The organism is Mesorhizobium sophorae, assembly GCF_002270415.1.
GTDB lineage: Bacteria > Pseudomonadota > Alphaproteobacteria > Rhizobiales > Rhizobiaceae > Mesorhizobium > Mesorhizobium sophorae.
Window position 1 is genome coordinate 436,846 of sequence record NZ_NNRI01000022.1, and the last position, 24,341, is coordinate 461,186.

At 63.4% G+C, this 24,341-nt stretch carries 22 protein-coding genes; 11 read left to right on the forward strand and 11 right to left on the reverse strand.

Annotated features, from left to right (window positions below):
- Positions 1-39 precede the first annotated feature (39 nt).
- Together CGZ66_RS33180 and CGZ66_RS33185 are read left to right on the forward strand one after the other, a co-directional pair.
- Complete coding sequence (locus tag CGZ66_RS33180) at positions 40-2,730, forward strand: spermidine synthase family protein (protein WP_095090890.1); 2,691 nt, start codon at positions 40-42, stop codon at positions 2,728-2,730.
- Positions 2,730-3,662 carry a hypothetical protein gene (locus tag CGZ66_RS33185; protein WP_095090891.1) on the forward strand — a complete coding sequence of 311 codons (933 nt, stop codon included), beginning with the start codon at positions 2,730-2,732 and terminating at the stop codon, positions 3,660-3,662. Before CGZ66_RS33180 ends, CGZ66_RS33185 begins: the two co-directional genes overlap by 1 nt.
- On the opposite strand, the gene CGZ66_RS33190 is transcribed toward CGZ66_RS33185, so the two are convergent.
- A complete protein-coding gene (locus CGZ66_RS33190) occupies positions 3,659-4,915 on the reverse strand; it encodes a hypothetical protein (protein ID WP_095090892.1) in 1,257 nt (418 codons plus the stop codon). The two genes, CGZ66_RS33185 and CGZ66_RS33190, sit on opposite strands and share 4 nt — an antisense overlap.
- Before the next feature lie 151 nt (positions 4,916-5,066).
- Here CGZ66_RS33190 and CGZ66_RS33195 point away from each other — a divergent pair, with 151 nt between their 5' ends.
- Entirely contained in the window at positions 5,067-6,122 is a 1,056-nt protein-coding gene (locus CGZ66_RS33195) for a CapA family protein (RefSeq protein ID WP_095091706.1), read from the forward strand.
- Between the two features lie 65 nt (positions 6,123-6,187).
- Positions 6,188-7,156 (forward strand): DUF3137 domain-containing protein, encoded by a 969-nt coding sequence (locus CGZ66_RS33200; protein WP_095090893.1) that lies wholly within the window; start codon positions 6,188-6,190, stop codon positions 7,154-7,156.
- Positions 7,157-7,162: 6 nt separating this feature from the next.
- Here CGZ66_RS33200 and CGZ66_RS33205 read toward each other — a convergent pair whose 3' ends face one another.
- A complete protein-coding gene (locus CGZ66_RS33205; RefSeq protein ID WP_095090894.1) occupies positions 7,163-7,657 on the reverse strand; it encodes a YegJ family protein in 495 nt (164 codons plus the stop codon).
- A 446-nt stretch (positions 7,658-8,103) separates the two neighbouring features.
- On the opposite strand from CGZ66_RS33205, the gene CGZ66_RS33210 reads away from it, so the two are divergent.
- The 3 genes from CGZ66_RS33210 to CGZ66_RS33220 all read left to right on the forward strand — a co-directional run bounded on the left by CGZ66_RS33210 (position 8,104) and on the right by CGZ66_RS33220 (position 10,813).
- Positions 8,104-8,346, forward strand: coding sequence for a DUF1344 domain-containing protein (locus CGZ66_RS33210; RefSeq protein ID WP_095090895.1), 243 nt, complete (start codon positions 8,104-8,106; stop codon positions 8,344-8,346).
- Between the two features lie 202 nt (positions 8,347-8,548).
- Positions 8,549-10,171 carry an FAD-binding oxidoreductase gene (locus CGZ66_RS33215; protein WP_095090896.1) on the forward strand — a complete coding sequence of 541 codons (1,623 nt, stop codon included), beginning with the start codon at positions 8,549-8,551 and terminating at the stop codon, positions 10,169-10,171.
- Between the two features lie 18 nt (positions 10,172-10,189).
- A complete protein-coding gene (locus tag CGZ66_RS33220; RefSeq protein WP_095090897.1) occupies positions 10,190-10,813 on the forward strand; it encodes a hypothetical protein in 624 nt (207 codons plus the stop codon).
- An 85-nt stretch (positions 10,814-10,898) separates the two neighbouring features.
- On the opposite strand, the gene CGZ66_RS33225 is transcribed toward CGZ66_RS33220, so the two are convergent.
- The 4 genes from CGZ66_RS33225 to CGZ66_RS33240 form a co-directional block, all read right to left on the reverse strand.
- On the reverse strand, positions 10,899-11,420 hold the full coding sequence (locus tag CGZ66_RS33225; RefSeq protein WP_095090898.1) for a hypothetical protein: 522 nt from the start codon (positions 11,418-11,420) through the stop codon (positions 10,899-10,901).
- Positions 11,421-11,585: 165 nt separating this feature from the next.
- Positions 11,586-12,584 carry an alpha/beta fold hydrolase gene (locus CGZ66_RS33230; protein WP_095090899.1) on the reverse strand — a complete coding sequence of 333 codons (999 nt, stop codon included), beginning with the start codon at positions 12,582-12,584 and terminating at the stop codon, positions 11,586-11,588.
- 15 nt (positions 12,585-12,599) lie between these two features.
- Positions 12,600-13,730, reverse strand: coding sequence for a hypothetical protein (locus CGZ66_RS33235; protein ID WP_095090900.1), 1,131 nt, complete (start codon positions 13,728-13,730; stop codon positions 12,600-12,602).
- Positions 13,731-13,737: 7 nt separating this feature from the next.
- Positions 13,738-14,172, reverse strand: a complete 435-nt coding sequence (locus tag CGZ66_RS33240) for a DUF4383 domain-containing protein (protein ID WP_095090901.1) — start codon at positions 14,170-14,172, stop codon at positions 13,738-13,740.
- Positions 14,173-15,015: 843 nt separating this feature from the next.
- Here CGZ66_RS33240 and CGZ66_RS33245 point away from each other — a divergent pair.
- Positions 15,016-15,954: a YegS/Rv2252/BmrU family lipid kinase gene (locus CGZ66_RS33245; RefSeq protein WP_095090902.1), complete on the forward strand. Its 939-nt coding sequence runs from the start codon at positions 15,016-15,018 to the stop codon at positions 15,952-15,954.
- A gap of 80 nt (positions 15,955-16,034) precedes the next feature.
- Here the strand turns inward: CGZ66_RS33245 and CGZ66_RS33250 are convergent, their stop codons facing one another.
- The 3 genes from CGZ66_RS33250 to CGZ66_RS33260 are packed head-to-tail and all read right to left on the reverse strand — an operon-like array spanning position 16,035 to position 19,776.
- Entirely contained in the window at positions 16,035-16,952 is a 918-nt protein-coding gene (locus tag CGZ66_RS33250) for an NAD(P)-dependent oxidoreductase (RefSeq protein WP_095090903.1), read from the reverse strand.
- The gene (locus CGZ66_RS33255; protein ID WP_095090904.1) at positions 16,949-18,163 is read right to left on the reverse strand and encodes a mandelate racemase/muconate lactonizing enzyme family protein; all 1,215 of its coding nucleotides are present in this window, start codon (positions 18,161-18,163) and stop codon (positions 16,949-16,951) included. Before CGZ66_RS33255 ends, CGZ66_RS33250 begins: the two co-directional genes overlap by 4 nt.
- Entirely contained in the window at positions 18,160-19,776 is a 1,617-nt protein-coding gene (locus CGZ66_RS33260) for a GMC family oxidoreductase (RefSeq protein WP_095090905.1), read from the reverse strand. Before CGZ66_RS33260 ends, CGZ66_RS33255 begins: the two co-directional genes overlap by 4 nt.
- A gap of 202 nt (positions 19,777-19,978) precedes the next feature.
- On the opposite strand from CGZ66_RS33260, the gene CGZ66_RS33265 reads away from it, so the two are divergent.
- Together CGZ66_RS33265 and CGZ66_RS33270 are read left to right on the forward strand one after the other, a co-directional pair.
- Positions 19,979-20,920, forward strand: coding sequence for a phosphoribosylaminoimidazolesuccinocarboxamide synthase (locus CGZ66_RS33265; protein WP_095091707.1), 942 nt, complete (start codon positions 19,979-19,981; stop codon positions 20,918-20,920).
- A 91-nt stretch (positions 20,921-21,011) separates the two neighbouring features.
- Positions 21,012-21,407, forward strand: a complete 396-nt coding sequence (locus tag CGZ66_RS33270) for an acyl-CoA thioesterase (RefSeq protein ID WP_095090906.1) — start codon at positions 21,012-21,014, stop codon at positions 21,405-21,407.
- A gap of 256 nt (positions 21,408-21,663) precedes the next feature.
- On the opposite strand, the gene CGZ66_RS33275 is transcribed toward CGZ66_RS33270, so the two are convergent.
- Positions 21,664-22,032: a winged helix-turn-helix transcriptional regulator gene (locus CGZ66_RS33275; RefSeq protein ID WP_167392347.1), complete on the reverse strand. Its 369-nt coding sequence runs from the start codon at positions 22,030-22,032 to the stop codon at positions 21,664-21,666.
- Between the two features lie 89 nt (positions 22,033-22,121).
- Here CGZ66_RS33275 and CGZ66_RS33280 point away from each other — a divergent pair, with 89 nt between their 5' ends.
- Complete coding sequence (locus CGZ66_RS33280) at positions 22,122-22,727, forward strand: NADPH-dependent FMN reductase (RefSeq protein ID WP_095090908.1); 606 nt, start codon at positions 22,122-22,124, stop codon at positions 22,725-22,727.
- 180 nt (positions 22,728-22,907) lie between these two features.
- On the opposite strand, the gene CGZ66_RS33285 is transcribed toward CGZ66_RS33280, so the two are convergent.
- A complete protein-coding gene (locus CGZ66_RS33285) occupies positions 22,908-24,278 on the reverse strand; it encodes an IS1182 family transposase (protein ID WP_095081263.1) in 1,371 nt (456 codons plus the stop codon).
- Positions 24,279-24,341 lie beyond the last annotated feature (63 nt).

Here is a 24,341-nt window from a genome sequence, read left to right on the forward strand (position 1 = left end):
TGGTAAGGCCTTGCTGAACCGCCAGATAAAAAGGCCCGCATGGCAGCCGTCGCACCGATCTCCCGACCAAGCACCGCCTCGCTGGAGGCGCCTGGTCTCGCGCATTACCTCGCAATCGGACTGATTGCCGGCGCCATCATCGCGCTGCAGATATCGGTCATGCGGGTGTTCGCCGTCGGCAGCTGGTCGCATTTCGGTTCTCTGGTGGTCAGCCTCGCCATGCTTGGCTTCTCGCTGTCCAGCGTCGTCATCTTCGCCGGCAAGGACTGGTTCGACCGGCACTGGCAAGGAGCCGCCACGGCGGCGCTGGTGCTGGTCGGCCCACTCGCCGTCGCCTCCAACCTCGCTGCCCAGACGGTGCCGTTCAACGCCATCTTCCTGGTCTCCGATCCCGAGCAGAAATGGCGGCTGCTGGCCAATTTCCTGCTCTATCTCCTGCCGTTCCTGGCCGGCGCGTTCTTTCTCGGCATCGTCTTCCTGAAAAGCCGCACCGCCTTCAGTCGCGTCTATTTCGCCGACCTCACCGGCTCCGGGCTCGCCGGCCTCGTCGTGCTGGTGTCGATGTATCTGTTTTCGCCTGAAACCATCATCGTCGTGCCGCTGCTGTTGTGGGCCGCCGGTTCGCTGCTGTGGTTCTTCGCCTTCGGTGCCTGGAAGCGTGTTGTCGCCGGCGCGGTTGTCGCGGCGCTATCGATCGCCGGCTACCTGATGCTGCCCGGCCTGCTCGGCATACCCGACATCGCGGTGTCGCAGTACAAGGGCGTCGCCTATGCCCGCAACTTTCCGGACGGCAAGCGGATCTACCGCAGCGTCTCGCCGTTTGGCGACCTGCAGGTCTATGCCAGTTCCTACATGCATTTCGCGCCGGGCCTGAGCGACAATGCCGCCTTCGGCATGCCGGAAGTTCCAGCCAACACCTATGTCGGCATGTATCGCGACGGCGACGGGCCGGAAGGCATCATGCGCAATCTGGCGCCGGCCGAGCAGGCCTATTTCCGCTATCTGCCGATGCACTACCCCTATGTCATCAAGGCGAAGCCCAGGACGTTCGTCGTGCAGTTCGGCGGCGGCATCTCCACCCAGGCCGCGCTCAACGCCGGATCGACCTCGGTGACCGTTGCCGAGAGCAATCCGATGACATTGCGGGCGTTCCGCGACCCGTTGCTGAAGGATGTCACAGGCGACATCCTGGCCGAGCCGCGCCTCAAGGTGATCGACTATGACGGGCGTCTGTTCCTCGCCAACACCGGCGAGCGCTACGACGTCATTGACCTCAGCCTCGCCGACAGTGTCGGCCTGTCCAATCCGGGCGGCTTCGCCATCTCGGAGAAATACGCCTACACGCACGAGGCAATGCTGAGTTACATGCATGCGCTGGCCGACGGCGGCGTGCTGTCGGTGACCTTGTGGAACAAGGAAGAGCCGCCGAAATCGGTGCTGAAGCTCTATTCCACCATCGCCGAGGCGGCCCGGATGTTCGACCGCCAAGGTGCGGCCAACGATATCTTCGCCGTGTCGAGCTATCTCTCGACAACCACGGTGCTGTTCAAGCGCGGCGGTTTCAGCGCGGACGAAATCAAGACGCTGCGCGACTACACCAAGTCGATGTCGTGGGAAGAGGTCCACTACCCCGGCATGCCTTATGACGGCTCGACGGCGCAGAAAATCCTCGACGACTATCGCGCCTCGATCTTTGGCAGCGGACAGGATGCGACGCTGACCCAACCCGCTGCCGATGCGACGGCGCCGGCCGACCCGACCGCTCCCAAGGCAGCCTGCGACCCGACAGCACCAGCCGATCCGACCCTCGATGCCTGCGCCGATGCCGGCCCCGACGTGCTGCCGGCCACCGCGCTGCAGCGCATGACCTGGCACGCGCTTTTGACGGGTGGTTGGGCGAAGCTTGCCAGCGACTATGTGTTCGACGTGCGTCCGCTGAGCAACGACCAGCCCTACTTCGCCGCTTATGTGAAGGTCGCCGACCTGCCGCTGACACTGGACAGGCTCGACCTGTTCCAGGACGACTGGGGCTATCTGCTGATCTGGGCGACGCTCGGCATCGCCTGCATCACGGCGGCGTCGCTGGTGCTGCTGCCGGTCATCTTCGGCTGGCGCATCGTGTTCTCGCGCTCGCGTGGCAAGCTCGGCACCATCCTTTACTTCGCTTGCCTCGGCCTCGGCTACATCATGGTCGAGGTCGGACTGATCAGCCGCTTCACCGTGGCGCTCGCCAATCCGACCGTGTCGGCCTCGGTGCTGATCTCATCGATGCTGGTGTTTTCCGGTCTCGGCAGCCTGTTTGCCGAGCGCATCTTCAACCGCGCTCGGACACTGTTGCCTGTCCTGCTGCTCGCGATCTGCCTGCTGCTGCTGGCCTACGGCTTCTATCTGTCGCCGGTCCTCGACTGGATCGGCGCCTATCCTTATGCCGTCCGGCTGCTGCTCTGCTTCCTTCTGGTGTCGCCGCCGGCCTTCCTGATGGGCATGCCGATGGCAACCGCCATGACCTGGCTGGCGCGGCTCGGCAAGGAGCATCTGTTCGTCTGGGCCTGGGGCATCAACGGCTGCTTTTCGGTGATTGGCTCGGCCGCCGTGCCGATCGTCGCCACAAGCTTCGGCCTCAGCGCGGTGCTGCAATGGGCGGCGATCGCCTATCTCGTCGCCATCCCGGCCTTCTTTGCCGTGCTGTTGCCGTCGAAGGCGCCAGCCATCCGGCTGGTGACGGCCTGATGCCCGACCGGCGCACCATCGTCGCCGGACTGCTGGCCGCGGCGGCGTTCCCGGCGTCGGGCGAGGGCGCGCGCTTGCGCAAGGCCTTGTCGGCCATCGTGCCGTTCAAGACATCACCCTTTCCCTATCGGGGAAAGCTGCCCGATGGCTCCGGACCTTTTCTCGACGTGACATCAAACGGCCGGCGCGGGCACACCTCGCCGCGTGGCGGCGTCTATTGGGAAGACGAGACCTATTCCGACCGCAGCACGCTGCTGGCGGCGCCACGTGGGTTCGATCCGACCAGGCCGGCAGTCATCGTGGTGTTCTTCCATGGCAATGGCGCCACCTTGCAGCGCGATGTCGTCGGCCGCCAGCGGGTTGTCGCGCAGGTCGAAGCGTCCGGCCTCAACGCCGTGCTGGTGGCGCCGCAATTCGCCAGCAACGCGCAGGACTCGAGCGCCGGCAATTTCTGGACGCCCGGTCATTTCGCGATGTTCATGGCCGAGGCAGCGCAAGGCCTTGGCAAGTTGACCGGCGCCAAGGCAGCAAAATTCGACGCCATGCCGGTGGTGCTCGTCGCCTATAGCGGCGGCTACAATCCCGCCGCCTTCGTGCTCAGGAATGGCGACATCGGCAATCGTCTGCTCGGCGTCATCCTGCTCGACGCCGTGTTCGACGAGGCCGACATTTTCGCCAACTGGGCCGCGCGCCACAGGAAGAGCTTCTTCGTCAGCGCCTATGGCAAATCTTCCGCCTCCGGCAATGCGCAAATCAGACAGTTGCTGGCAAGCCAGGGTATCGACGCCAGTTCGGATCCGCCGCGCCGCCTCGAAGCCGGCACCGTCGCCTTGCTTGCCTCGGACGCCGCCCACGACAGTTTCGTCACGCGTGCTTTCGTCGCCAATCCATTGCAATGGTTGCTCGGCCGGCTGCACGGATTTGCGCGCTAGTTGAACCACAGGGCAAAGGTCAGGAATCCGGCGCCGCCGAACTGGCGCTGGATCTGGTTGAATTCGTCGCTGGTCAGGATCTTGCCGCTTTCGAGATAGGGCGCGATGGCCGGGCCGGTGATCGACAGCACCAGGTCGAAGGGTTTTGGCTCGTCGAAGAAGCGCTTCATGTTGATGCCCTTGCCGGTGATGCGGAAATGCGGCAGCAGCAAGCGGCCTTCCAGAAGATCCTCGGCCATGGTCAAGGTGGCGAGCCAAGCCTCGACCTGCTCTTCGCCGACTTCAAGGCCGGTGAGCGGGTTCTCGCCCTTCTGCTGCGGTCCCGGCAGCCATTCGCGGTCGTTGTCGGTCTCGGCGCGGATCGCCTTCCAGTCCTCGCGCGACAGCCGGATCATTTCGAGCAGGTGGCGACGCGCCGCTTGCCGGCGCTCGGGTTCGACAACCGGCCAGTTGACCAGATGCACCAACGAGATGAAATCGGCGATGCGCCATTCCGACGTGAAGATGCTGCTGCCCATGTCGCTGCTCGGCGGCACGAGAATGTCCTGCAACGGCAGTTTGGCGCGCGGGAACAGCATGTGGAATGAGCCGTCGAAGGTGCTCCTGAAATCATGCGCCAGCCAGAAATCGGCCTGCGCCATCAGGAATTCGGCATAGCCCTGCAGCCAATAGCCGTCGGCGCGGTCGATGCGGAAGGTGAGCGCGGGTACTGCTCCGTCCGGTGCGCTGCCGGCGCGCGACAGCGAGGCCATGATGGCGGCCATGCTCTCATCCGGCTTGATCGCGCCGTCCTCGTTGAGGTCGATGCCGACATGGGTGAGGTCGAGCACCATGCCGATATCGGCATCGGCCGGGACCGAACCCAGCGTGGCGGCGGATTTCCCCAGCCGGTCGCGGAAACCGACCAGAATGGCGCGGAACTGCTCATAAGTCAGTGGCTCTGGGTTGGGATTGTCCGGCACCGGCAGCCGCATCAATGGCAGCATGAACGATTGCGGGCTTTCGAAACCATGGCGGTGCAGCCCACTGGCCAGCAGTTCCAGCGCGGTGAAGAACTCGCCGGCACCGGCCGCGTAGGCTGACGCCGGATCTTTTGGCGCGGCGGCCTCCAGCGTCGACAGGGCGGTGTCGCGCGCGGCCACGGTCTTGGCTTCGAACAAGGCGGTTGCCGCCTCGGGCATGGCGGCGCGCGCAGAAGACAAGGGCACCAGCAGAATGAAAGCGGATGCCAGCAGGCTTGCTATTCGTGTCATCTTTTCCCCATGCGTTTGTCGCGTCAGCGAACATACACGCATTTGCGGTGCCGCGCCTGTCAGCGCCGAGGCGCAGACGCACGATTGTCGACGGATGCGCTTCAACCCTCGAGGCCGACGGTCTACACAGGGCAAACGATTGGGCATGGGCGTGTCGAACTATCCTCTTTCCTACAAACTGACGTGGCTGCCGCGCTTTCTGAAGCCCTCGCTCGGTGGTGATGCCAGTGGTTTCGCGCCGATGGCCGGGACGATGATGACACCACCGCCGAAGCGGGCGGTGCGGCTGGCCTTCATCGGCGACATCTCGGCGGTGGCCAACCGCGGCACGCCGGACTGCGATCCGGCGATCAAGGCGTTGCTCGGCGCTGCCGACCTGGTGATTGGCAATTGCGAAAGCCCGATCGTGGACGGACCAAGTGCGGTGCTGGGGACCAAACTCGGCACGCATCATGCAATGAGCGAACGCTTTCTGGTCGAGACGTTGGCGGCAGTTGGCATCGCACACGAAAAGCTCGTGCTGTCGCTGGCCAACAATCATGTACTCGACCAGGGCGTCGCCGGTTTCGACGCGACTGCGGCGGCGCTGAAACGGCTCGGCATCCGCAGCATCGGCCTGGCCGCCAATGGTGCGGTAGTGCCTGTCACCGTCGGGCCGCTGACAGTCGGCTTCGCGGCCTTCACGCTGTGGCGCAACGCCCATGAAGACCTGTTTGCCGGCCGCGTGTCGATGGATAGCGATCCGGCGCGCTGGCCGCGCGCCGGTCTCGATCTTCTCTGCGCGGTGCCGCATTGGGACTGGGAGTTCCGACATTTTCCGCGCGCCGAGACGCAGGCGCTGGCCAGGCGGCTGGCCGGGCAGCGCGTCGGGCTGATCGCCGGCCATCATGCCCATGTCGTACAACCGGTGGAGCGGATCGACCAGACGATCGTCGCCTATGGGCTCGGTGATTTCCTCGGCACTGCCCTTGCCCGCCAGCCATGGCCGGGGCGCATTGGAGGTATATTCATCGTCGATGTCAGTGCCGATGCGGGCACGCGCGGCGCCATTGCGTCGTACCATCTGCATCCCTTTGTGCGGCTGCGCGCCGGTGATCATGAGCGGCTGCTGCCGGTGGAAGGTTTGAAGGGGCGAATGCTCGGCAAGGTCAAAGGCCGGCTGGAGGCTATTTTCCCTCCCACAAGCGAGGAAGGGGTCACCGCTTAACCGTCTGGCGGCCCCGGCAAAACCGACTATCATGCGCCGGCAGCGGCAGGCTTGCGGGGGTGGCGATGGAAACGGCGGATTTCATGCCGAGCGAGGCGGTCACGGCCGGCATCCGGAAAGACATTGAGACCTATGAGGCGGCGAGGGCTTCGGCGGTCCGGCAGGTGCGCTGGCGGGTGCCGCTGTTCGTCGGCCTGGTGCTGGTGTTCGTGGTGCTGATCGCCTGGTTGTTCAACAAGGTCGCCGACCCCAATGAGCAATGGTTCTCGACGCCGCATGTGTTTCTCTACGTCATCGGCTTCGCGGCTTCGATCCTTCTCTATTTCCAGGCCATGAAACCGGCGACGCGGCTGCAGCAATCGTTCCGCGACACGTTGCTGCCGATCATCTTCGGCTTCATCGCGGATATGCGTTACCAGCATGGAGGCAGGCCGAACTCCTTCGACCGGCTGCCGCGCGAGGCGGTTGGGCCTTTCAACCGGCAGTCGTTCGACGATGTCGTTTCCGGCCGCTACGAAGAGTTTCCGTTCGAGCTTTACGAAGCGGAACTGCGGGAAGGGTCGGGCAAGGGTTCATCGACAGCCTTCAAGGGTGTCGTCGTCGCTTTCGAAGCGATCGAGCCGTTCCCGGGAATATTGGTGGCGACGCGGCGGACCAATGCCGTCGTCGGCTTCTTCCGCGGTATGTTCGCCAGCAAGATGCAGGACTTGTCGTCCGGTGTGCCCGAGCTCGACGCCGCCTATGAATTCCGCACCGACAACATCGAGGCTGCGCGGCCGCTGGTGACCGGCCGGCTGGCGCAGGCGCTGAAATGGCTGGGCGAAACCTGGCCTGACGATCCGGCCCGCGTCGCGCTCAACGGCAGCGACGGTTTCCTGTTGCTGCCGCAGACGAAGAATTTCTTCGAGCTGCCGGCTATCTCGGTGCCGCTCGACTACACGAGGCATGTCGCGCCGATGATCGCCGACATGGGTGCCATGCTGGCGACGGCAGCGCTGGTGCGCAAGATTGGCGCGAAGGACGAGATCGGCTGATCGCCGTCAGCAGTCGAAGCCGTACTTGTCGCGCATGTAATCCGCATCTTCTTTCGACATTTTCTTGAACATCACACAGACAGTGAAGCTGCCGAACTGACGCCCGCCGCGCGTGTACCCCCAGTCGGAAATATCGTCCCTGGTGAATTCTATGTTCTGGCCGAGGACGACGGTGTGCACCCCTTCCGGCTGGTTCGCCAATATACCGACAAAACCGGTCTTGGTGCGGCGGAACGGTATGACCCAGAAGTGTTCGGTGACATTCCCGTCCCGCACCTTGACCTTCGGTTTGAACCTGTCTGTCCCAGGGGGAGGAGCCTCGGACAAGGCGAGGAATTCATCCAGTCTGGCGCGCGCCTTCGCGATAGCCAGAGCCATATCGGGATCGCCGGGAGTAAAGATAACCGTCTTGTCGTCGTCCGGATCAATGCCTTGTGCGCCGGCCAATCCCGGAGCAAACGCCAGCATCAGGGATATCATGGTCCGGACTGCAAGCTTCATGGACGGTCCGCTTCATCGCGACGGTCGACACCATCCTGCATCCATTCCCGGATTGCAACCGGAGCGCGAGTTTCATCCCGCATTTGGGGGCGGTTTGAACTGATCCATGAAACAAATTTTGTACCGATGATCGGCCAGCAGTCTGTTTCGTGATGCCGCCCGAGGTGGAATGCGGCTGCCGCGTGGTGATCGAAAGCCGCCGGCCACAATCGGCCAAGTGACTCTTTTCGTGGAAGGAAGTGCCCTTGCCAGGGGGAACCGAAGTGGCCAGAGTTTGCATCGACGGCAGGCAATGTGTCGGAATTAAGCCTATGATATTGTTTGCGAAAATTCACCCAACGTGATTTGCGGAGGAGGAGCTTTCCGTTTCAGTTTCAGGCCGTTCGGTGCTGTCGTTGCCCAAGACGGCAGCCCCGGGAAACCGAAACAGCACGGAGTGCTTACCGATGAAGAAGACCCTCGCAACCACCGCCGCCCTGCTCGCCTTCCTCGGCACGGCCTATGCCGCGACCGTTCAGGGCACCATCCAGTCGGTCGATCCGACGACCAAGTCGATCACCCTCGACGACGGCAAGATCTACCAGCTGTCGCCGGAAGCGGCGGTCGGCAAACTGAAGGTCGGCGCCAAGGTGGCGGTGACGGTCGATGACAAGACCGGCATGGTGACGTCGATCAAGAAGTCTTCGTAAGCCCAATCTTTGATGGATAGGGCGCTGTCCCTCATCGCCCGGCAGGCGGATGAGGGGCAGCGCAACTCTTCGAGATCACCTTTGTGACGCCTGAACCTCATCATTGGCCGCCTTGATCCCGTAACAACGCCTCGGCTCCGCCATGCACTGCTATGGTTTTTGCCAAAGAGCCGCGCTATCCCTTGGCTAACGGGGGATATCCATGGCCGAGGAACAAAAAGGGTTTCGCCTGTCGCGGCGATTGCTGCTGGGTGTGGCTGTCTTCGGCGGCGCGGTGCTGTGGGGCGGCACCACTGTGGCGCGGCTGGCGCGAGGGCCTTCGGGACCGAAGAACGCCGGACGCATCGCCGATGTCGACGGCATCGCACTGCCGCTGAAGCCGATTGCCAGCCCGCCGGCCTTCGATCCTTCGCTGCCATGGTCGGCAAAAGGCGGCGACATCAACGACGCCAGCGGCCTGTCGAAGACGCCGGTCTATGGCGTGGTCGAGGTCAGCGAGGAAGACCACATCGCCAAGGCGCTGGCCTTCGCGCGCGCCAACGGGCTGAAAATCTCGCTGGCCGCCATCCGCCACTCGATGGGCGGGCATGCCTTCGACGACAACGCGCTGGTGCTCGACCTCAGAAAGTTCAACAAGGTCACCGTCGATGCCGCGGCGAAGACCATGACCCTGCAGCCGGGCGCGCGCTGGCACGATATCCAGAACCTCCTGCATCCGCGCTTCGCGGTGAAGGCGATGCAGTCGACCGACATCTTCTCGGTCGGCGGCTCGCTGTCGGTCAACGCGCATGGCATGGACCATCAGGCGGGTTCAGTTGCCGGCTCGATCCGCTCGATGCGGGTGATGCTGGCCGATGGTTCGGTGACGACCTGCTCGCCAACCGAGGACATCGAGCTGTTCCGCCACGTCGTCGGCGGCTACGGCCTGTTCGGCGTGGTGCTGGAGGCGACTCTCGATATCGTCGACAACACAGTCTACCGCACCTCACGCGAGATCATCAAATCGGACGATTTCCCGAGATTCTTCGCCGACGTGCTGGAGCCGAACAAGGAGATCGGCCTGTTCTACGGCCATCTGTCGACGGCGCCGGGCAATTTCCTCGAGGATATGATCGTCTATCGCTACGACAAGGTGGCCGACCAGCCGCCGGCCGACCAGCCTGGGATCGGCGAGCCGGGTTCGGTGGGGTTGAAGCGGGTGCTCATCAATCTGGCGAAATGGGGCAGCCTGTTCCAGGAGTTGAAGTGGTTCACCGAAAAGACTTTGGAACCGAAATTCGAAAGCTGCACGGTGGCGCGCACTTCAGCCATGGCCGAGGGCGAGGCCTGTCTCGTCACCCGCAACAACCCGATGCATGATTCGGTGCCCTATCTGTTCAACGACCTGATGGATGAGACCGACATCCTGCACGAGTATTTCATCCCGCGCGCCGCCTATATCGAGTTCATTTCGGAAGCGCGCGAAATCCTGCGCAACCAACCGCTGCCGGTGCTCAATGCCTCGGTGCGCATCGTCCACAAGGAGGATGTCGCGCTGACCTACGCGCCGGAGCCGGCCTATTCGCTGGTGCTCTACATCAACCAGCCGACCGATACCGACGGCAATACGAAAATGCGGGCGCTGACGCGGGCGCTGATCGACGTGACGATCAAGCATGGCGGTCGGTTCTTCCTGCCCTACCAGCTGCACTACACCGCCAGGGAATTGCTGGCCTCCTATCCCGAATTGCCGGCCTTCCTGGCAGCGAAACGGCAATATGACCCGACGGAACTGTTTTCCTCGACCTTCTACCGTGCCATCAAGGCTTTGAGCGGGGTGGTATAGACGTCAGGAGAACAACCAATGCGGATGGTATCAGCGGCGGCACTCACCCTTATCGCGCTGTGCGCTGGACCGGCCGGAGCCGAGGATCTCAAGGCTTTCAAGCTGACGATCGACGGCGTGACGGTCGATATCGATCCGGGCGAGAGCACAAACGTGACGCTGCCCGGCGGCAAACAGAGCAAGGTGACGCTCGAGCGCAACGACTTCGCCACCTTTTCCGGCGGCAGTTTCTCCTTCGTCCATCCGAGCGACATTTCGGTGACCAAGACCGATCTCGGCGGGAACATCACGCAGTATCTGATGGCGTCGGCGCTGGGCACGATCGTCGTCGTGCAGGAATACGGCAAGATGAATCCGGTGGCGCTCAACCAGCTGATGCTGCAGGAAATGACCAAGGAATCGGTGCAGGCCGGTGCGAAACTGACGCAGGAGCCGACGACGCGCAAGCTCGCCGACGGCAAGGAACTGACCGGCATTCTCGCCAAGGTGAAGACACGCACCGACACCGCCGATTTCGAGATCGTCGGCTTCGGCCTTGCCGATCAGGGGTTGTTGTTCATCACCCGCGTCGCCGGCGAGGATGCGGCCACCGAAAAGCCGCTGATCGACAAGTTCTGGCAGAGCCTGAAGGTCAAGCTGTAGGGGCGTTGTTTCGGCGCAATCCCCTGAGGGAAAGCGCTATGCGCTTTTCCCGGGAAAACCGCTTCACACTAGCCCTGGAGTTGCTCTACAGGCCCTTCGGTACCAGTCCGGCCAGCCAGTTGGCCGACCGCTTCGCCGCATCGGCGGTCGCCGACACGGCGCGGCCAAGATCGGTCTTGACCACGGCGTAGCCGTTCTTCGTGCGATAGAGCACGCCGGTTCCGCCATCGACCACTTGTTCATAGGCGACGGGCCGGGCGGCCTCCGCTTCCACGGCCGTCGTCGGCGCGCCGACAGGAACGCTCGGCCGGCGGCTCAATTCCGGCGGCAGGGGGCTTTCGGTTTCAACGACCCTGCTGGCGGGCTTCAGGTCCGGGCGCGACGCGGTCGCGGCCAGTTGCGAGGAGGACGACGAGCCTTTCGTCCGGCAGATGCCGGAGATGAGCGGATAGTTGAAATTGCGCTCGTGCAGCATCTGGCTCTTCATCGCCGCTTCGCATTCGGCGATCGTCGACCATTTGGCCGGCGTCTCGCCGATATATTCGCAAAGCTTGGCGTCACAGTCGCAGCCGACAATGGTCATGGCGACAAGGGCGGTCTTGATCACGGTCTTGTCCCTTCGAGATGCCCCCCGGCAGCCCATTTCGGTGCATGTTGCGGTCCCAAACCCGGTTTCCGCTTTTGGGCGACGTGCAACAATCCATCGCGCGCGAACAAGGCGGGATTTGGCCGCGATTGTGGAATGAGCGTGGCGGAGCGCCGAACGGTCGATCTATCGAGTAGCCGGCAAGATTCGTTTGAGGAAGTTCGCGATCAGCCGCACCACATCGTGCGGGCGTTCGACCTGCGGGATGTGGTTGACGCCATCGAGAACCGCCAGTTCGGCGTGCGGAAACAACGCGGCAATCTCTTCACCCTGTGCCAGGGGCGTGGTCGCATCGTCTCGCCCCCAGATGACGAGGACGGGCGGCGCAAACGTGCTATAGTTCGCGGGGTTGGCGGCAAGGGATTTTCGTTCGTCGTTGAACAGGCCGCTGAACAGCCAATGGCCGACCGCATCGGTGGTGCCTTCGACATTGAGGGGCCGCGCGTAGATCGCGATGCGTTCAGCCGTGACCACGTCGTCGTTCTCGATGAACGAGCGCAGACCCGGTCCGACCATGAGCGGATTGGTGAAGGTCGAGGCAGTGAGCAGTTCGCGAGGCCATCGCAGGTTCAGGAGAGCGGCAAATGGCATTGTCGGCGCCTCGGTCCGGCCGAGGCCAAGTGCGACGTCGAGCAGGATCAGCGAGTCGATGCGAGCCGGAGCCTCGAAGGCGGCTTCGATCACGCCACCGCCGCCATAGGAATGGACACCGATGCTGAAATGGCGCAGGCCGAGCGCGTCGGCGAAACCGAGGACGCGTTTTGCGTGGGCAGCACGGGAATAGTCCTGGTCGGCCGGTCTTTGCGAATAGCCAAAGGGAGGCATGTCGGGCGCTATGACGCGAAAGCCCTGTTCTCCCAATGGCGCGGCGATATCGCGGTAGGTCTCGGCCCAGGAGGCCGTGCCGTGGAACAGAATAAGCGGCGGCCCGTCCTGCGGTCCCCAAACCTGGTAGTGGATCCTGAGGCCATCGACGGTGGCAAACAGCGCTCCCGCCGGAGCTGCCTCCTCGGGTGACAGGTTCTCTCGCAGCGCCGCCGTGCCGCGAAAGCCGACAAGCACGACCGCAATGAGCGCGACCAGCGTGAGCGCAAGCCAGCCGACGATGCGGATCAGTCTGCGCATTGCTTGGCTATCGTTTCAATAATCATAGACGTGTTCGAGCCTGGCGCCTGACTTGATCAGAGCCGGCAGCACGAGATGCAATTTGCGCACGGCGACGGTCAGCCCGGTGCGGCGCGTCGCCGGGTCGGCCGGCAGCGGGTAGCTGAACAGGATGCGGATGCCTTCGGGCACAGCGATCGAGTCGGTCGAAAGCACGGTGACCATGATCTCGTCATTGCCGCCGATTTCGACGAAGGAGACGCCCTTGTCGATCAGGCGCGGAATCATCTCGGTAAACACCTGGTAGCGCTTGGTGACGAAGACGGCGCCGTCGGCGCCGTAGTCGCGCTCCAGCAATGTATCGGGCTCGTTGCGTGTCGCTTCGCCGACCGGCCCTTTGGCCCAGACATGGATGTCGAGGAAGGCTGGTGGGGACGTGGCTGCGAGTGCCTGCTTCATCAGGTCGGCGTAGCCCTGCTTGATGGTGTCGGCGAGGCCGAAGGCAAGCTTACGTTCGCTGGTGCGGATGGAGCTGTCGCCCGGCGCCGGCTGCAGGGCAAACAGGCCGGCGCGCCTCTCGGCATAAGGAAATTGATACCACGGCACCTGGTCGAGGAAAGCGGCATAGTCGGCCGCCACCTTGGCCTGATAGATGTCGGCGGCGGTGCGCTTGCCAGCGGTCGCCTCGGTCACGCGACCGACCGTGTTCTCATAGGCCCATTGCAGGATATGTTCGATGCTGTGGCTGGTGCCGATGATGACCAGCATCTGGTGGTTGGCATAGTTGAACTTGTAGGGAGAGCTGGCGCGGATCACCATGGCGTAGTCCTGCCAGAAGCGGCCGACATAGGACCAATAGGGAAAGCCGCTCGGCTGGTTCTTGTCGACGAAGCCGGCATACTCGCGCGCGGCGTAGACGATCGCCCATTCCGGGTAGGTGAGGAAGGTCGATTCCTCCGGCCGCTGATAGCCGGGGATTTCGGCGCGAACCTTGTCGGCCAGCGCCTTGGGCGGCGCGCCGTCGGCAATGCCGGGCAGCGGCGCCTTGTCGAGTGACGACGTCGTCAGGAAGCCATAGCTCAGCCCGACGACCGGGATCAGGACGACGATGACGATCAGCCACAGGATCGTCTTGACGATGCGCTTCAGCCAGCGAAACAGGAACATTGCCGGATCAGGCCGTGGCGAAGTGGTCGTGTATGCGCTTCGACAGCCAGAAGCCGACATAGACGGCGAAGCCGCCAATGACGATGTGCGGCAGGTTGGCGAAGAAGCGGGCCGGGAATTCGATATCGTTGAGGGAGCGGAAGCCGTTGATGAAGATGCCGGCATCGAGGCAGCCGGAACCGGTGATCAGGCCGAGCACGCCATCGAACAGATAGACTGAGCCGAACAGCTTGAAATAGAACACCGCCTGGCGGTGCGAGATGAAGGCGGCGGCCAGCGCCCAGACGCCGGAGAAGGCGTGTAGCAGGTCATCGTACCATTGCAGCGAGAACAGGCCGAACAGATTGCCGTTGGCATCGTTGAACGCCGGTATGTAGCCGATGGCGACGACGCCGAAGAACAGGAACGCATAGGCAACGGCAAGCTTCTGGATCAACGTCATGAAGTATCCCCCTTCAGGGAGCCCATTCGCTAACGCTACCCTGCCGGACGCCTGACGCGGTTTTCTGCGCTTCCGATGCTCACGGACCCAAATGTCCGCTGCGCTTCGGTTCTCGAAACCCACGCCATGCGCCTCTGCAGAGCGCGTTATCAAACGGACTCCGACGACGCCGGACGTTAGCTGATTTTAGAGCCGGTTGCAGCCATATCCGGAAACAGCGTAAAAATTGTAGGGGATAGCCAAAAAGACAGTCGGCGCCGGGATCTCTCCCAGCGCCTCCCTGTCAGATCAGGACACGGTCGCGGCAGCAACTTCCGTAAAGTCGTCGCGCCATGCCGGCCTTGATTTTGACGGTCCTGCCAGCCCGCCACCCGAGAGCAGCGCCCGTTCGGGACCACGCCGGTCTCCGCCCTTGCGGGCTTTGCCCTGCGCACCATCGAAGGTTTTTGCCGTCCTTCATGGCAGCATCAGTCCGCCGTCGGCGTTGGCACGCTTTCCGCGGCCCCGTAGGTCTCGGCATCCGTCCCTCCAACAGGCAAGCCTGCTCTCGCTCAGGGCCGTACGGGCCTCAGGAAATCCGCCTTTCACTTCGCCTTTCGGCTGGGCGATCGGTAGCCGCCTGAGATGGGTTCAATGTACGCCGGGTAAGTGGTCGGCGACACTGCGGCAGGCCTGTGGATAATGGGATTATCGGGGATCAAGCAAGGACAACGGATCTTCCGGTCCGCCATGACGGGTGGCAGCAGTGGACATTCGCCCTTGCCCTGTCGGCGGGCGCGGGTTTCAATGCCGGCAAAGGATTCGAGGCGCCGGGCGCCTTGATGTCCTTGCGGGAGGGTGTGCTTGAAAGTCGGAGTGGTCCTCAATCCGATTGCCGGCGGCGGCCGGTTGAAACGGCATTGGCCGGAGGTCGCCGCGTCGCTGAAAAAGCATTTCGGCGAATTCGAGCTGCGTGAGACGCAGGCCGAAGGTGACGCCGAAAGACTGGCACTCGATCTCGCGGCAAACGGTTTCGACCTTGTGATCGCGGCCGGCGGTGACGGCACTGCCAGCGAGGTGGCCGACGGGCTGCTGCAGGCGTCCAAGGAAGGCCGCAGGACAACCGAGCTTGGCCTCTTGCCGTGCGGGACCGGCATCGATTTCGCGCGCGGGCTCGGCCTGCCGCGCGAGGTTGATGCGGTGCTGAAGCGGCTCGCCGAGACCAAGCCTCGGAAAGTCGATGCCGGGCGCATTTGCTACATCGACGACCATGGCGCGCTGGCCAGCCGGCATTTCATCAACATCGCCAGCCTCGGCCTGTCGGGCGCCACCGACCGCGCCGTCAACGCCGACAAGCGCAAGGGCAAGATGTCGGCCAAGACGCTGTTCCTGTGGCGCACCGTGGTCGAATTCATCCGCTACCGCTTCCAGCATGTCAGGATCACGGTCGACGACGGCACGCCGGTCGAGGCGCGCATGGCGCTGGTGGCGGTCGCCAACGGCAAGTTCTTCGGCGGTGGCATGATGATCGCGCCGGATGCTGAACTGGCCGACGGGCAGTTCGACATCGTCATCCTGCGCGCCGCCGGCAAGCTGAAGCTGATCTGGGATATCCGGCTGCTCTATGGCGGCCGGCACCGCAACCATCCCGCGATCACCATCCTGCGCGGCCGGAAAGTGGTGGTCGAGCCGCTCGGCGATGTCGAGACGAACGGCGCGATGGTCGACATCGATGGCGAGTCGCCAGGACGCATACCGGCGACCTTCGAGATCCTGCCCGGCGCGCTGACGCTCAGATATTGAATCAAGTCGTTAACAGATCGATTCAGGTGAGTCCGGAGATGGGTCCAACCAACTGAAATCGCTTGATTTCTTGCCTGGTGTCAGACTTCGAGCTTGGCTGGAAAACCGGGCGCGCGCAGGTCAGTGCCAACGGCATCTTCCAGCAGTTTGACGATCTGGGTCGACCACGCGGCGCCGCCATAGGCTTCCTTGCCTTGTTCAAAAATCGCGTTGACGCGCGGTGCCAGCTCGAGCGGCACGCCAGACTGTTCGCCCATGGCGAGCGCGAAGCCGAGATCCTTCAGCGCCAAGTCCATGGTGAAGCCGATGTCGTAGGAGCCGTTGAGAATGAGCTGGCTTTCGGTCTCATGGACGAAGCTGTTGCCGGAGGAGGCAACGATGGCGTGGTAGGATTGGGCGAGGTCGAGCCCGCCTTGCCTGGCCAGCATCAGGGCCTCGCCGGCGGCGACGAGATGGATGAAGGCGAGCATGTTGGTGATCACCTTGATCACCGCCGCCGAGCCGATCGGACCCATCAGGAACGATTTCGCGCACATCGCTTCGATGGCCGAGCGATGGCGCGCATAAAGTGCTGCATCGCCACCGACCAGTGCGGTGATTTTTCCGACCGCCGCCAGATGCACGCCACCGGTGACCGGGCATTCCAACGTTTCGATGCCCCTGGCCGAGGCGAGGGCGGCCAGACGCACGATCTCGTCGCGGCCGTTGGTCGACATCTCGATCCAGGTGCCGCCCTCCGGCAGGCCCTCAAGCAAACCGCCTGGACCGGCCAACACCGCTTCGCTGACTTTGGGCGAGGGCAGGCAGGTTACCGCATTGCCGGCTCGCGAGGCGGCCTCGGCGGGACTGTTGGCGGCGGTGGCGCCCAGCGCAACGAGGCGCTCGACAGCAGCGGGCTCGCGGTCGAAGACGGTGACCGCGAAGCCGTTGCGGATCAGGCTGGCGGCCAGATTGCCGCCGAGATGGCCAAGGCCGATGAAGGCGTAGCTTTCGCTCACGGTATCAGCGGCGTCTGCATCATCTGCAGATGCAATTCCTTGCCGGTGTAGGGATGCGCATCGCAGACCGCTTCGTTGAGTTCGACACCGAGGCCGGGCTCCTTCGACGGGATGACATTGCCGTCCTGCCACTCGATCTTCTTCGTGAGCAGCGTCGCGTGGAACCCATCCCACTGCTTCAGCGATTCTAGGATGAGGAAGTTGGCCAGCGTCACCGCCAGCTGGATGTTGGCAGCACCGACGATCGGCCCGCAATAGCAGTGCGGGGCGACCTGGATGTGGTAGGCCTCGGCCATGGCGGCGATCTTCTTGGTTTCGAGGATGCCGCCGGAGCGGCCAAGGTCGGGCTGCAGGATGGTCGCGGCGCGGTTCTCGATGACGCGGGCGAATTCGAACTTGGTCGTCAGCCGCTCGCCGGTGGCGATCGGGATCGACGTGCCTCGCGCCACCTGCGCCATCACTTCAGGCATGTCGGGCGGCACCGGCTCCTCGAACCACAGCGGGTCATAGGGTTCGATGGCGCGGGCCATCCGTAGCGCGCCGGAGGCGGTGAACTGGCCATGGGTGCCGAACAGGATGTCGGCGCGTGTGCCGACCGCCTCGCGGATCGCCTTGATCATGCGGGTGGAGACATCGATGTCGACGAGGCGCGGCTGATGGCCGTCGAAGGCGGTGTAGGGGCCGGCCGGGTCGAGCTTTACGGCATTGAAGCCCTGCTCGACATATTCGAGCGCGCAGGCAGCCGCCATCTCGGGGTCGTTGTAGACGTTCCTGCCGTCCGGAGCGTCCTCGGAGTGGACGCTGCCGGTGTGCGGGTAGAGATAGGTGTAGGAGCGCAGCGTCTCGTGCACCTGGCCACCGAGCAGTTTGTAGACCGGCTTGTTGGCCTCCTTGCCGACAATGTCCCAGCAGGCCATTTCCAGCGCCGAGAAACAGCCCATGCCGGACACGTCCGGGCGCTGGGTGAAGCCGGACGAATAGGCGCGGCGGAAGAAATTCTCGATGTCGTGCGGATCGCGGCCGATCAAATAGCGCTCGGCCATGTCCTCGACCATCTTCGCCGTGACATGGGCGGAGAAGGTGGCGTTGTAGGCCTCGCCATAGCCGACGACACCGCCATCGGTGGTCAGCTTGACGAATATGAAATACTTACCGCCGATGCCGGGCGGCGGGTTGCCGACAACCCAGGTCTTGACGTCGGTGATTTTCATTTTTGGTCCTCCAGAACCAGTTCGGCGCCCTTCCAACCGGTCATGATCGAGGCGGCGTTGGTGTTGCCGGTGATGTTGTCGGGAAAGATCGAGGCGTCGATGACGCGCAAGCCCTCGATACCGTGCAGCTTGAGGCGCGGATCGACCACGGCGCGCGCGGGATCGGAGCCCATGCGGCAGGTCGACACCGGGTGATAGACGGTGCCCGAGCGCTTCCGGAAATCCTGGATCAGATCGGCGTCGGATGTGATCGACGGGCCCGGCAGCACCTCTTCCTCGATGATCTCGGCCATTGCCGGCATCGAGGCGATCTTGCGCACGAACTTCACCGCGTCGAGCATCTCGGCGACGTCGGCCTCGGTCGAATAGGCATTGGCCGATATCCTGGGATAGTCGCGCGGATTGCTGGAACGGATCATGATCTCGCCGCGGCTCGACGGGCGGCAATTGGACAGGCCGATGGAAAAGCCCGGCCACGGGTCGGGCGTCAGGATCGGACGCTCGCCGCTTTTGGGAATGACGGTCGAGAAGGCCTGGAAATAGAGCTGCATGTTGGGGCGGGTCGCCGCCGGGTCGGTGCGGAAGAAGCCGCCGGCATTGTTCATCGACAGCGACAGCGGCCCGGACCGCGTCAGGATGTATTGCATGCCGACCAGGAGCTTGCCCCACCACGGACGCAGTGTCTGGTTGAGCGTCGGCAGCCTGCCCTTGAAGGTGTAGTTGATGCCGACATGGTCCTGCAGATGCGCGCCGACGTTCTCGTTGGCGTGGACGACGGCGATGCCAAGCCCCTTGAGCAGCTCCGAGGGGCCGACGCCGGACAGCTGCAGCAATTGCGGCGAGTTGACCGAACCGCCCGACAGGATGACCTCACGGCCGGCACGCGCCGTCTTGGTCTCGCCGTTCTGCAGATATTCGACGCCGACGGCGCGCTTGCCTTCGAACAGCACCCGGGTCGCCAGCGCGTTCATCTCGACGCGGACGTTGGCGCGCTTCATCGCCGGGCGCAGGAAGGCACGCGCCGCCGACATGCGGCGGCCGTTCCTGGTCGAGATCTGGTAGACGCCAACGCCTTCCTGGGTAGCACCGTTGAAATCCGGGTTGAGCGGCAGACCGGCCTGCTGGCCGGCGGCGAGATAGCGCTTGGTCAGCGGGTGGACCGCGTCCGAACAATCGGTGACATGCAGCGGGCCGCCGACACCGCGCCATGCGTCGGCGCCGGCCTGATTGTCCTCCAGCGCCTTGAAGGCGGGCAAGATATCGTCATAGCCCCAGCCTGGGTTGCCGGCGGCTGCCCAGGCATCGAAATCCTCGCGCGCGCCCCGGATCCAGACCATGGCATTGATCGAGCTCGAGCCGCCGAGCAGCTTGCCGCGCGGCCAGTGGTCGGCGTTGCCGGCGAGCCCCGGGTCGGGCTCGGCCTTGTAGTTCCAGTTCACCGCCGGATCGAAGAAGGTCTTGCCGTAGCCGAGCGGCATCTGCACGTAGAAGCGGCGGTCGGTGCCGCCGGCCTCCAGCACCAGCACGGAAAAGCGTCCGGAGGCCGACAGTTTGTCGGCCAGGACCGAGCCGGCCGAGCCGGAGCCGACGATGATGAAGTCATAGGTCTGCATGATTGGTGGGCGGCTCCGGAAATCTGGCCACAGCCTAGACGCGGTGGGTCCGCCGCGTCGCCGCGCCTTCCGGCATCGGTTGTGAAAAAAGCGACCGCGATGCCAGGTCGAGTTGCGGGGAATCCCGACAATCGCGCTTGATATGCATGGGGTCGACAGCTTATGCGATGATATCAGCCAATCTGCGGAAGGCAGGAATCATATGCGCACCTTGCCTGATGCTTTCATTCCGGAATTGCCGGGCCACTACAGCGGCAAGGTCCGCGAAAACTACGACCTGCCGGACGGCAGGCGCATCATCATCGCCACCGACCGTCTCAGTGCCTTCGACACCATCCTGACCTCGATCCCGTTCAAGGGGGAGATCCTCACCCAGACGGCGCGGTACTGGTTCGAGGAAACCGCCGATATCTGCCCGAACCATGTTCTCGAATATCCGGACCCGAACGTCGTCGTCGGCACAAGGCTGGACATCCTGCCGGTCGAGATCGTCGTGCGTGGCTATCTGGCGGGAACCACCAGCACCTCGATCCTGACAAGGTACCGGCGCGGTGATCGGGACATGTATGGAATGACCCTGCCGGACGGCCTGCGCGACAACGAAAAACTGGCCGAGCCGATCATCACGCCGACCAGCAAGGCCCTGCACGGTGGCCATGACGAGCCCCTGTCCAAGGCCGAGATCCTTGACCAGGGCCTTCTCACGCCGGCGCAGTGGGATACCGTATCGGGCTATGCCTTGCAGCTGTTCGCCCGTGGACAGCAGCGCGCCGCCGAACGCGGCCTCATCCTCGCCGATACGAAATACGAATTCGGCACCGACAAGAACGGGACCATAATCCTTGCCGACGAAATCCACACGCCGGACAGCAGCCGGTACTGGATTGCAAAGAGCTATGAGGAAGCCCTCGCCAGCGGCAGCCGGCCGGAGAGTTTCGACAAGGATTTCATCCGGTCGTGGGTCTCTGCGCGATGCGATCCTTACAGCCAACCGATACCCGACATACCCGACGAGATCGTCGAACAGGCATCCCGGGTCTATGCACAGGCTTACGAGGCAATCACGGGCAGAGAATTCTCTCCCGACCTTTCTGGGCATAGCGTCCTGGATCGCATTCGCTCAAACCTCGCGCGTTACTTCTAGCGGCCAAGCGAGACTTCGGTGGGTGGCGCGTTGACCTCTCGGCGCCATGACGCTACGGGATCGAGGGCATTGACCTCGAAGGATTTCCCCCATGGTGCACTACGCTGAAGGACGGCCGCTCGGCGATCTGACGCTGCGCACGCTGGCCATGCCTTCGGATGCCAATGCGGCCGGCGACATCTTCGGCGGCTGGGTGATGGCGCAGATGGACCTTGCCTGCGGCATCCGTGCTGCCGAGCGCGCCAAGGGCCGCGTGGTGACGGCGGCGGTCAAGGAGATGTCGTTCGCCAAGCCGATGAAGATCGGCGACACGCTGTGCATCTACACCCATGTCGAGCGTGTCGGCCGCACCTCGATGACGCTCAAGGTCGAGGCCTGGGCGCAGCGCTATCTCTCAGACCTGATGGAGAAGGTCACCCATGCCGATTTCGTCATGGTGGCGCTGGATGGCGAGGGCAAGCCAAAGGCGGTTCCGGCAGAAGCCTGACCGGGGCTTCGGCGCGCAGCCATGCCGGGGTGAACACGCGGCAGATGCGAAACGGGCCGCGCGCACGGTCTGTTGATGAACGAAGACAATCAGTCAACGATTGCTGAACGCCGCGCTGGCAGGTACCGCCGCGGCTTTGTCCTTGTCCGCTGACGGCGTTCGTCTGAAAGCCAGACCCGAACCCGGTCAACTGCCGCCGACGGAATGCAATGTCGCTAGCGCAGCCATCGGCGAAAACCATTCCAATACAAAGGCTTCAGGCATGCGTCGCGTCGAATTTCTCGCGTGCTGCCCGCACGCGCGTGGTGTTGACGCGAGCCCATTCACCGAGTGCGCTGACCGGGATCAGCAACTCATGGCCGAGTTCTGTCAGCTCGTAATCGACGCGTGGCGGAATGGTCGGGAACACCGTGCGGGTGACGAAGCCGTCTCGCTCCAATCCGCGCAAGGTGGTGGTCAGCATCTTCTGCGAGATGCCGCCGACAGCAGCGCGTAACTCATTGAATCGCAACGGTCCTTGGCCGAGCTTTCCGACCACGAGAACGGTCCATTTATCGCCGACGCGCTGCAGGATTTCCGAAACGGCGCGGCAATCTTCGGTGTTGAGCGGGTTCCTCAGTAACAAAAAGGTGCCTCCTTGCGCCGCGAGTTGACAGTATCTCATATAGCGCCGGTATCCAAACGATACCAGCTTTACTTGCAAGGAAGAGCCCCATGTCAAAACCCAAGATCGCCATCGTTGTCGGTTCCACGCGCGCCGCGCGCTTCGCCGACGTACCAACCCAGTGGATCGCCAAGATCGCCAAATCGCATGCCGATATCGACGTCGAGATCGTCGACCTGCGCGACTTCCCGCTGCCGTTCTTCGACGAGGTCGCATCCTCCGCCTGGGCACCGTCGCAGAATGAAGTGGCGAAGCGCTGGCAGAAGAAGGTCGCCGAATTCGACGGCTTCATCTTCACCGCCGCCGAATACAATCATGGTCCGACGGCCGTGCTGAAGAACGCCATCGACTACGCTGCCAACGAATGGAACAAGAAGCCGGCCGGCTTCGTCGGCTATGGCAGCGTCGGCGGCTCCCGCGCCGTCGAGCAGCTGCGCCTTCATGCGGTCGAATTGCAGATGGCGCCGGTCAAGTCGGCCGTCCATATCGCCTGGGGCGACTTCCTCGCCGTCCGCCAGGGCGAGAAGAAGCTCGAAGAGCTCGAGCACCTGAACCAGGCCGCCACGGCGCTGGTCAACGACGTCGCGTGGTGGGCCAAGGTGCTGAAGGCAGCACGTCAGGCCGACGCCGTCGCCGAGGAAGTCAAGGCGGCCTGACCGCCGGTTCGAATTGTCCTCCCAAGGATCCGGGGCGGCGCTTGCGCCGCCCTCAGACTGCTGACAAACCCCGTCTATTTTAGGCGGGGTTTTGTTTTATGCGACTGAACGGGTTAGCGATTTCGTTGTCAGGACAATTTGACAGGAGGTTGCAGGACGGGGACCCGTGGTTCGCTGGCCTCAGGCGATGCCTGGTTTTGGCTTTGGCCACAGGCAAAGGGCGATTTTCTTGATGTTCTGGGCGGCGGCTGCAATCAGGCACTGGCAGGCGACGCGAACGTGACTTCGGAAGCGGGCGTAGCGGTGGCCATGCAGTTGCTTGGCGTCCGCGAAGGAGCGCTCGACGGTCTCCTTGCGGCGGCGGTAGATAAGCTTGCCCCAGCCGGTGAGGCGATTGGCGTCGATGCGCTCTCGCGCATCTTGCCAGACATGGCGGGTGATGGTGCGTGTCGCGGCGGCGTTGGTCGTGCAGGAGGCCAGCAGCGGGCAGGTTTGGCAAATGGCCGGGTCGCTCTTGTATTGGCGGTAGCCGTTGCGATCGGTGGTGGCGTAGCTGAGAAGCTGGCCCTGTGGGCAGCGATAGCCATCCAGATCCGGCTCATAAGCGAAGGCGGTTTTCCTCATCATGCCGGGCTTGGGTGGTGTTGGATTGCGATAGCCGGTGACGCCGAGGATGTCGCGGTCCTCCAATCCCTTGGCGATGCCAGCGGTTGCGTATCCCGCATCGAGCCCAACCGCCCCCACTTGGAAGCCGAAGCGTTGGCGCTGTCGGTCGAGGCGTGAGAGATAGACGATCGAGTCATGCACGTTGGCCGGCGTGGCATGGGTGTCGGTGATGATGGCATGGGCGGCGTCCACCGTGCGGTGGTCGAGATAGAAGAAGCCCTTCGGCTTGCCGTCGCGCACCATGTAGCCGCTGTCGGGGTCGGTACGCGACACCTTGGTCTGCTTCTCGGCGGGCTGGCGTTCCTTCTCCTTCAACGGCTTCTTGCCATGTTGGACCCGGTCCTCCTCGATCGCGGCGTCCAGCGCTTCCCAGTAGTCGGCGCGCGACTTGGCCACCACCGCAAGGTCGAAGCGGTTCTTGTTGGCGCTGGCCTTCAGATGCGTACTGTCGGTGTAGAGCACTGTGCCGTCGACAAGCCCATGCCGGATCGCCTGCTCGACGATCCTGTCGAAGATACCCTGCGCGATGGTCTCATCCTGATAGCGCCGGCGTCGGTTCTGCGACAGCGTCGAGGCGTCGAACACCTTGTCCGTCAGCTTCAGCCGCAGGAACCAGCGATAGGCGACGTTGACCTCGATCTCGCGCACCAACTGGCGTTCCGAGCGAACCCCAAACAGGTAGCCGATGAACAGCGCCTTGAACATCAAGGTCGGGTCGAGCGGCGGCCGGCCATTGTCGGCGCAGTACAGCGGCGCGGTCAGATCGTGGATGAACGAAAAGTCGATCGCGCGCTCGATCTTGCGCAACAGATGATCAGCCGGAACAAGCTGATCCAACGTTACCATCTCAAGCGCGGTCTGTTCGGGGGCGGGTCGCTTCAACATGACCCAGTGAATCAAAAACCCCCAGCAAAAGCCAGGGGTTTGTCAGCAGTCTGGGGGCGGCGC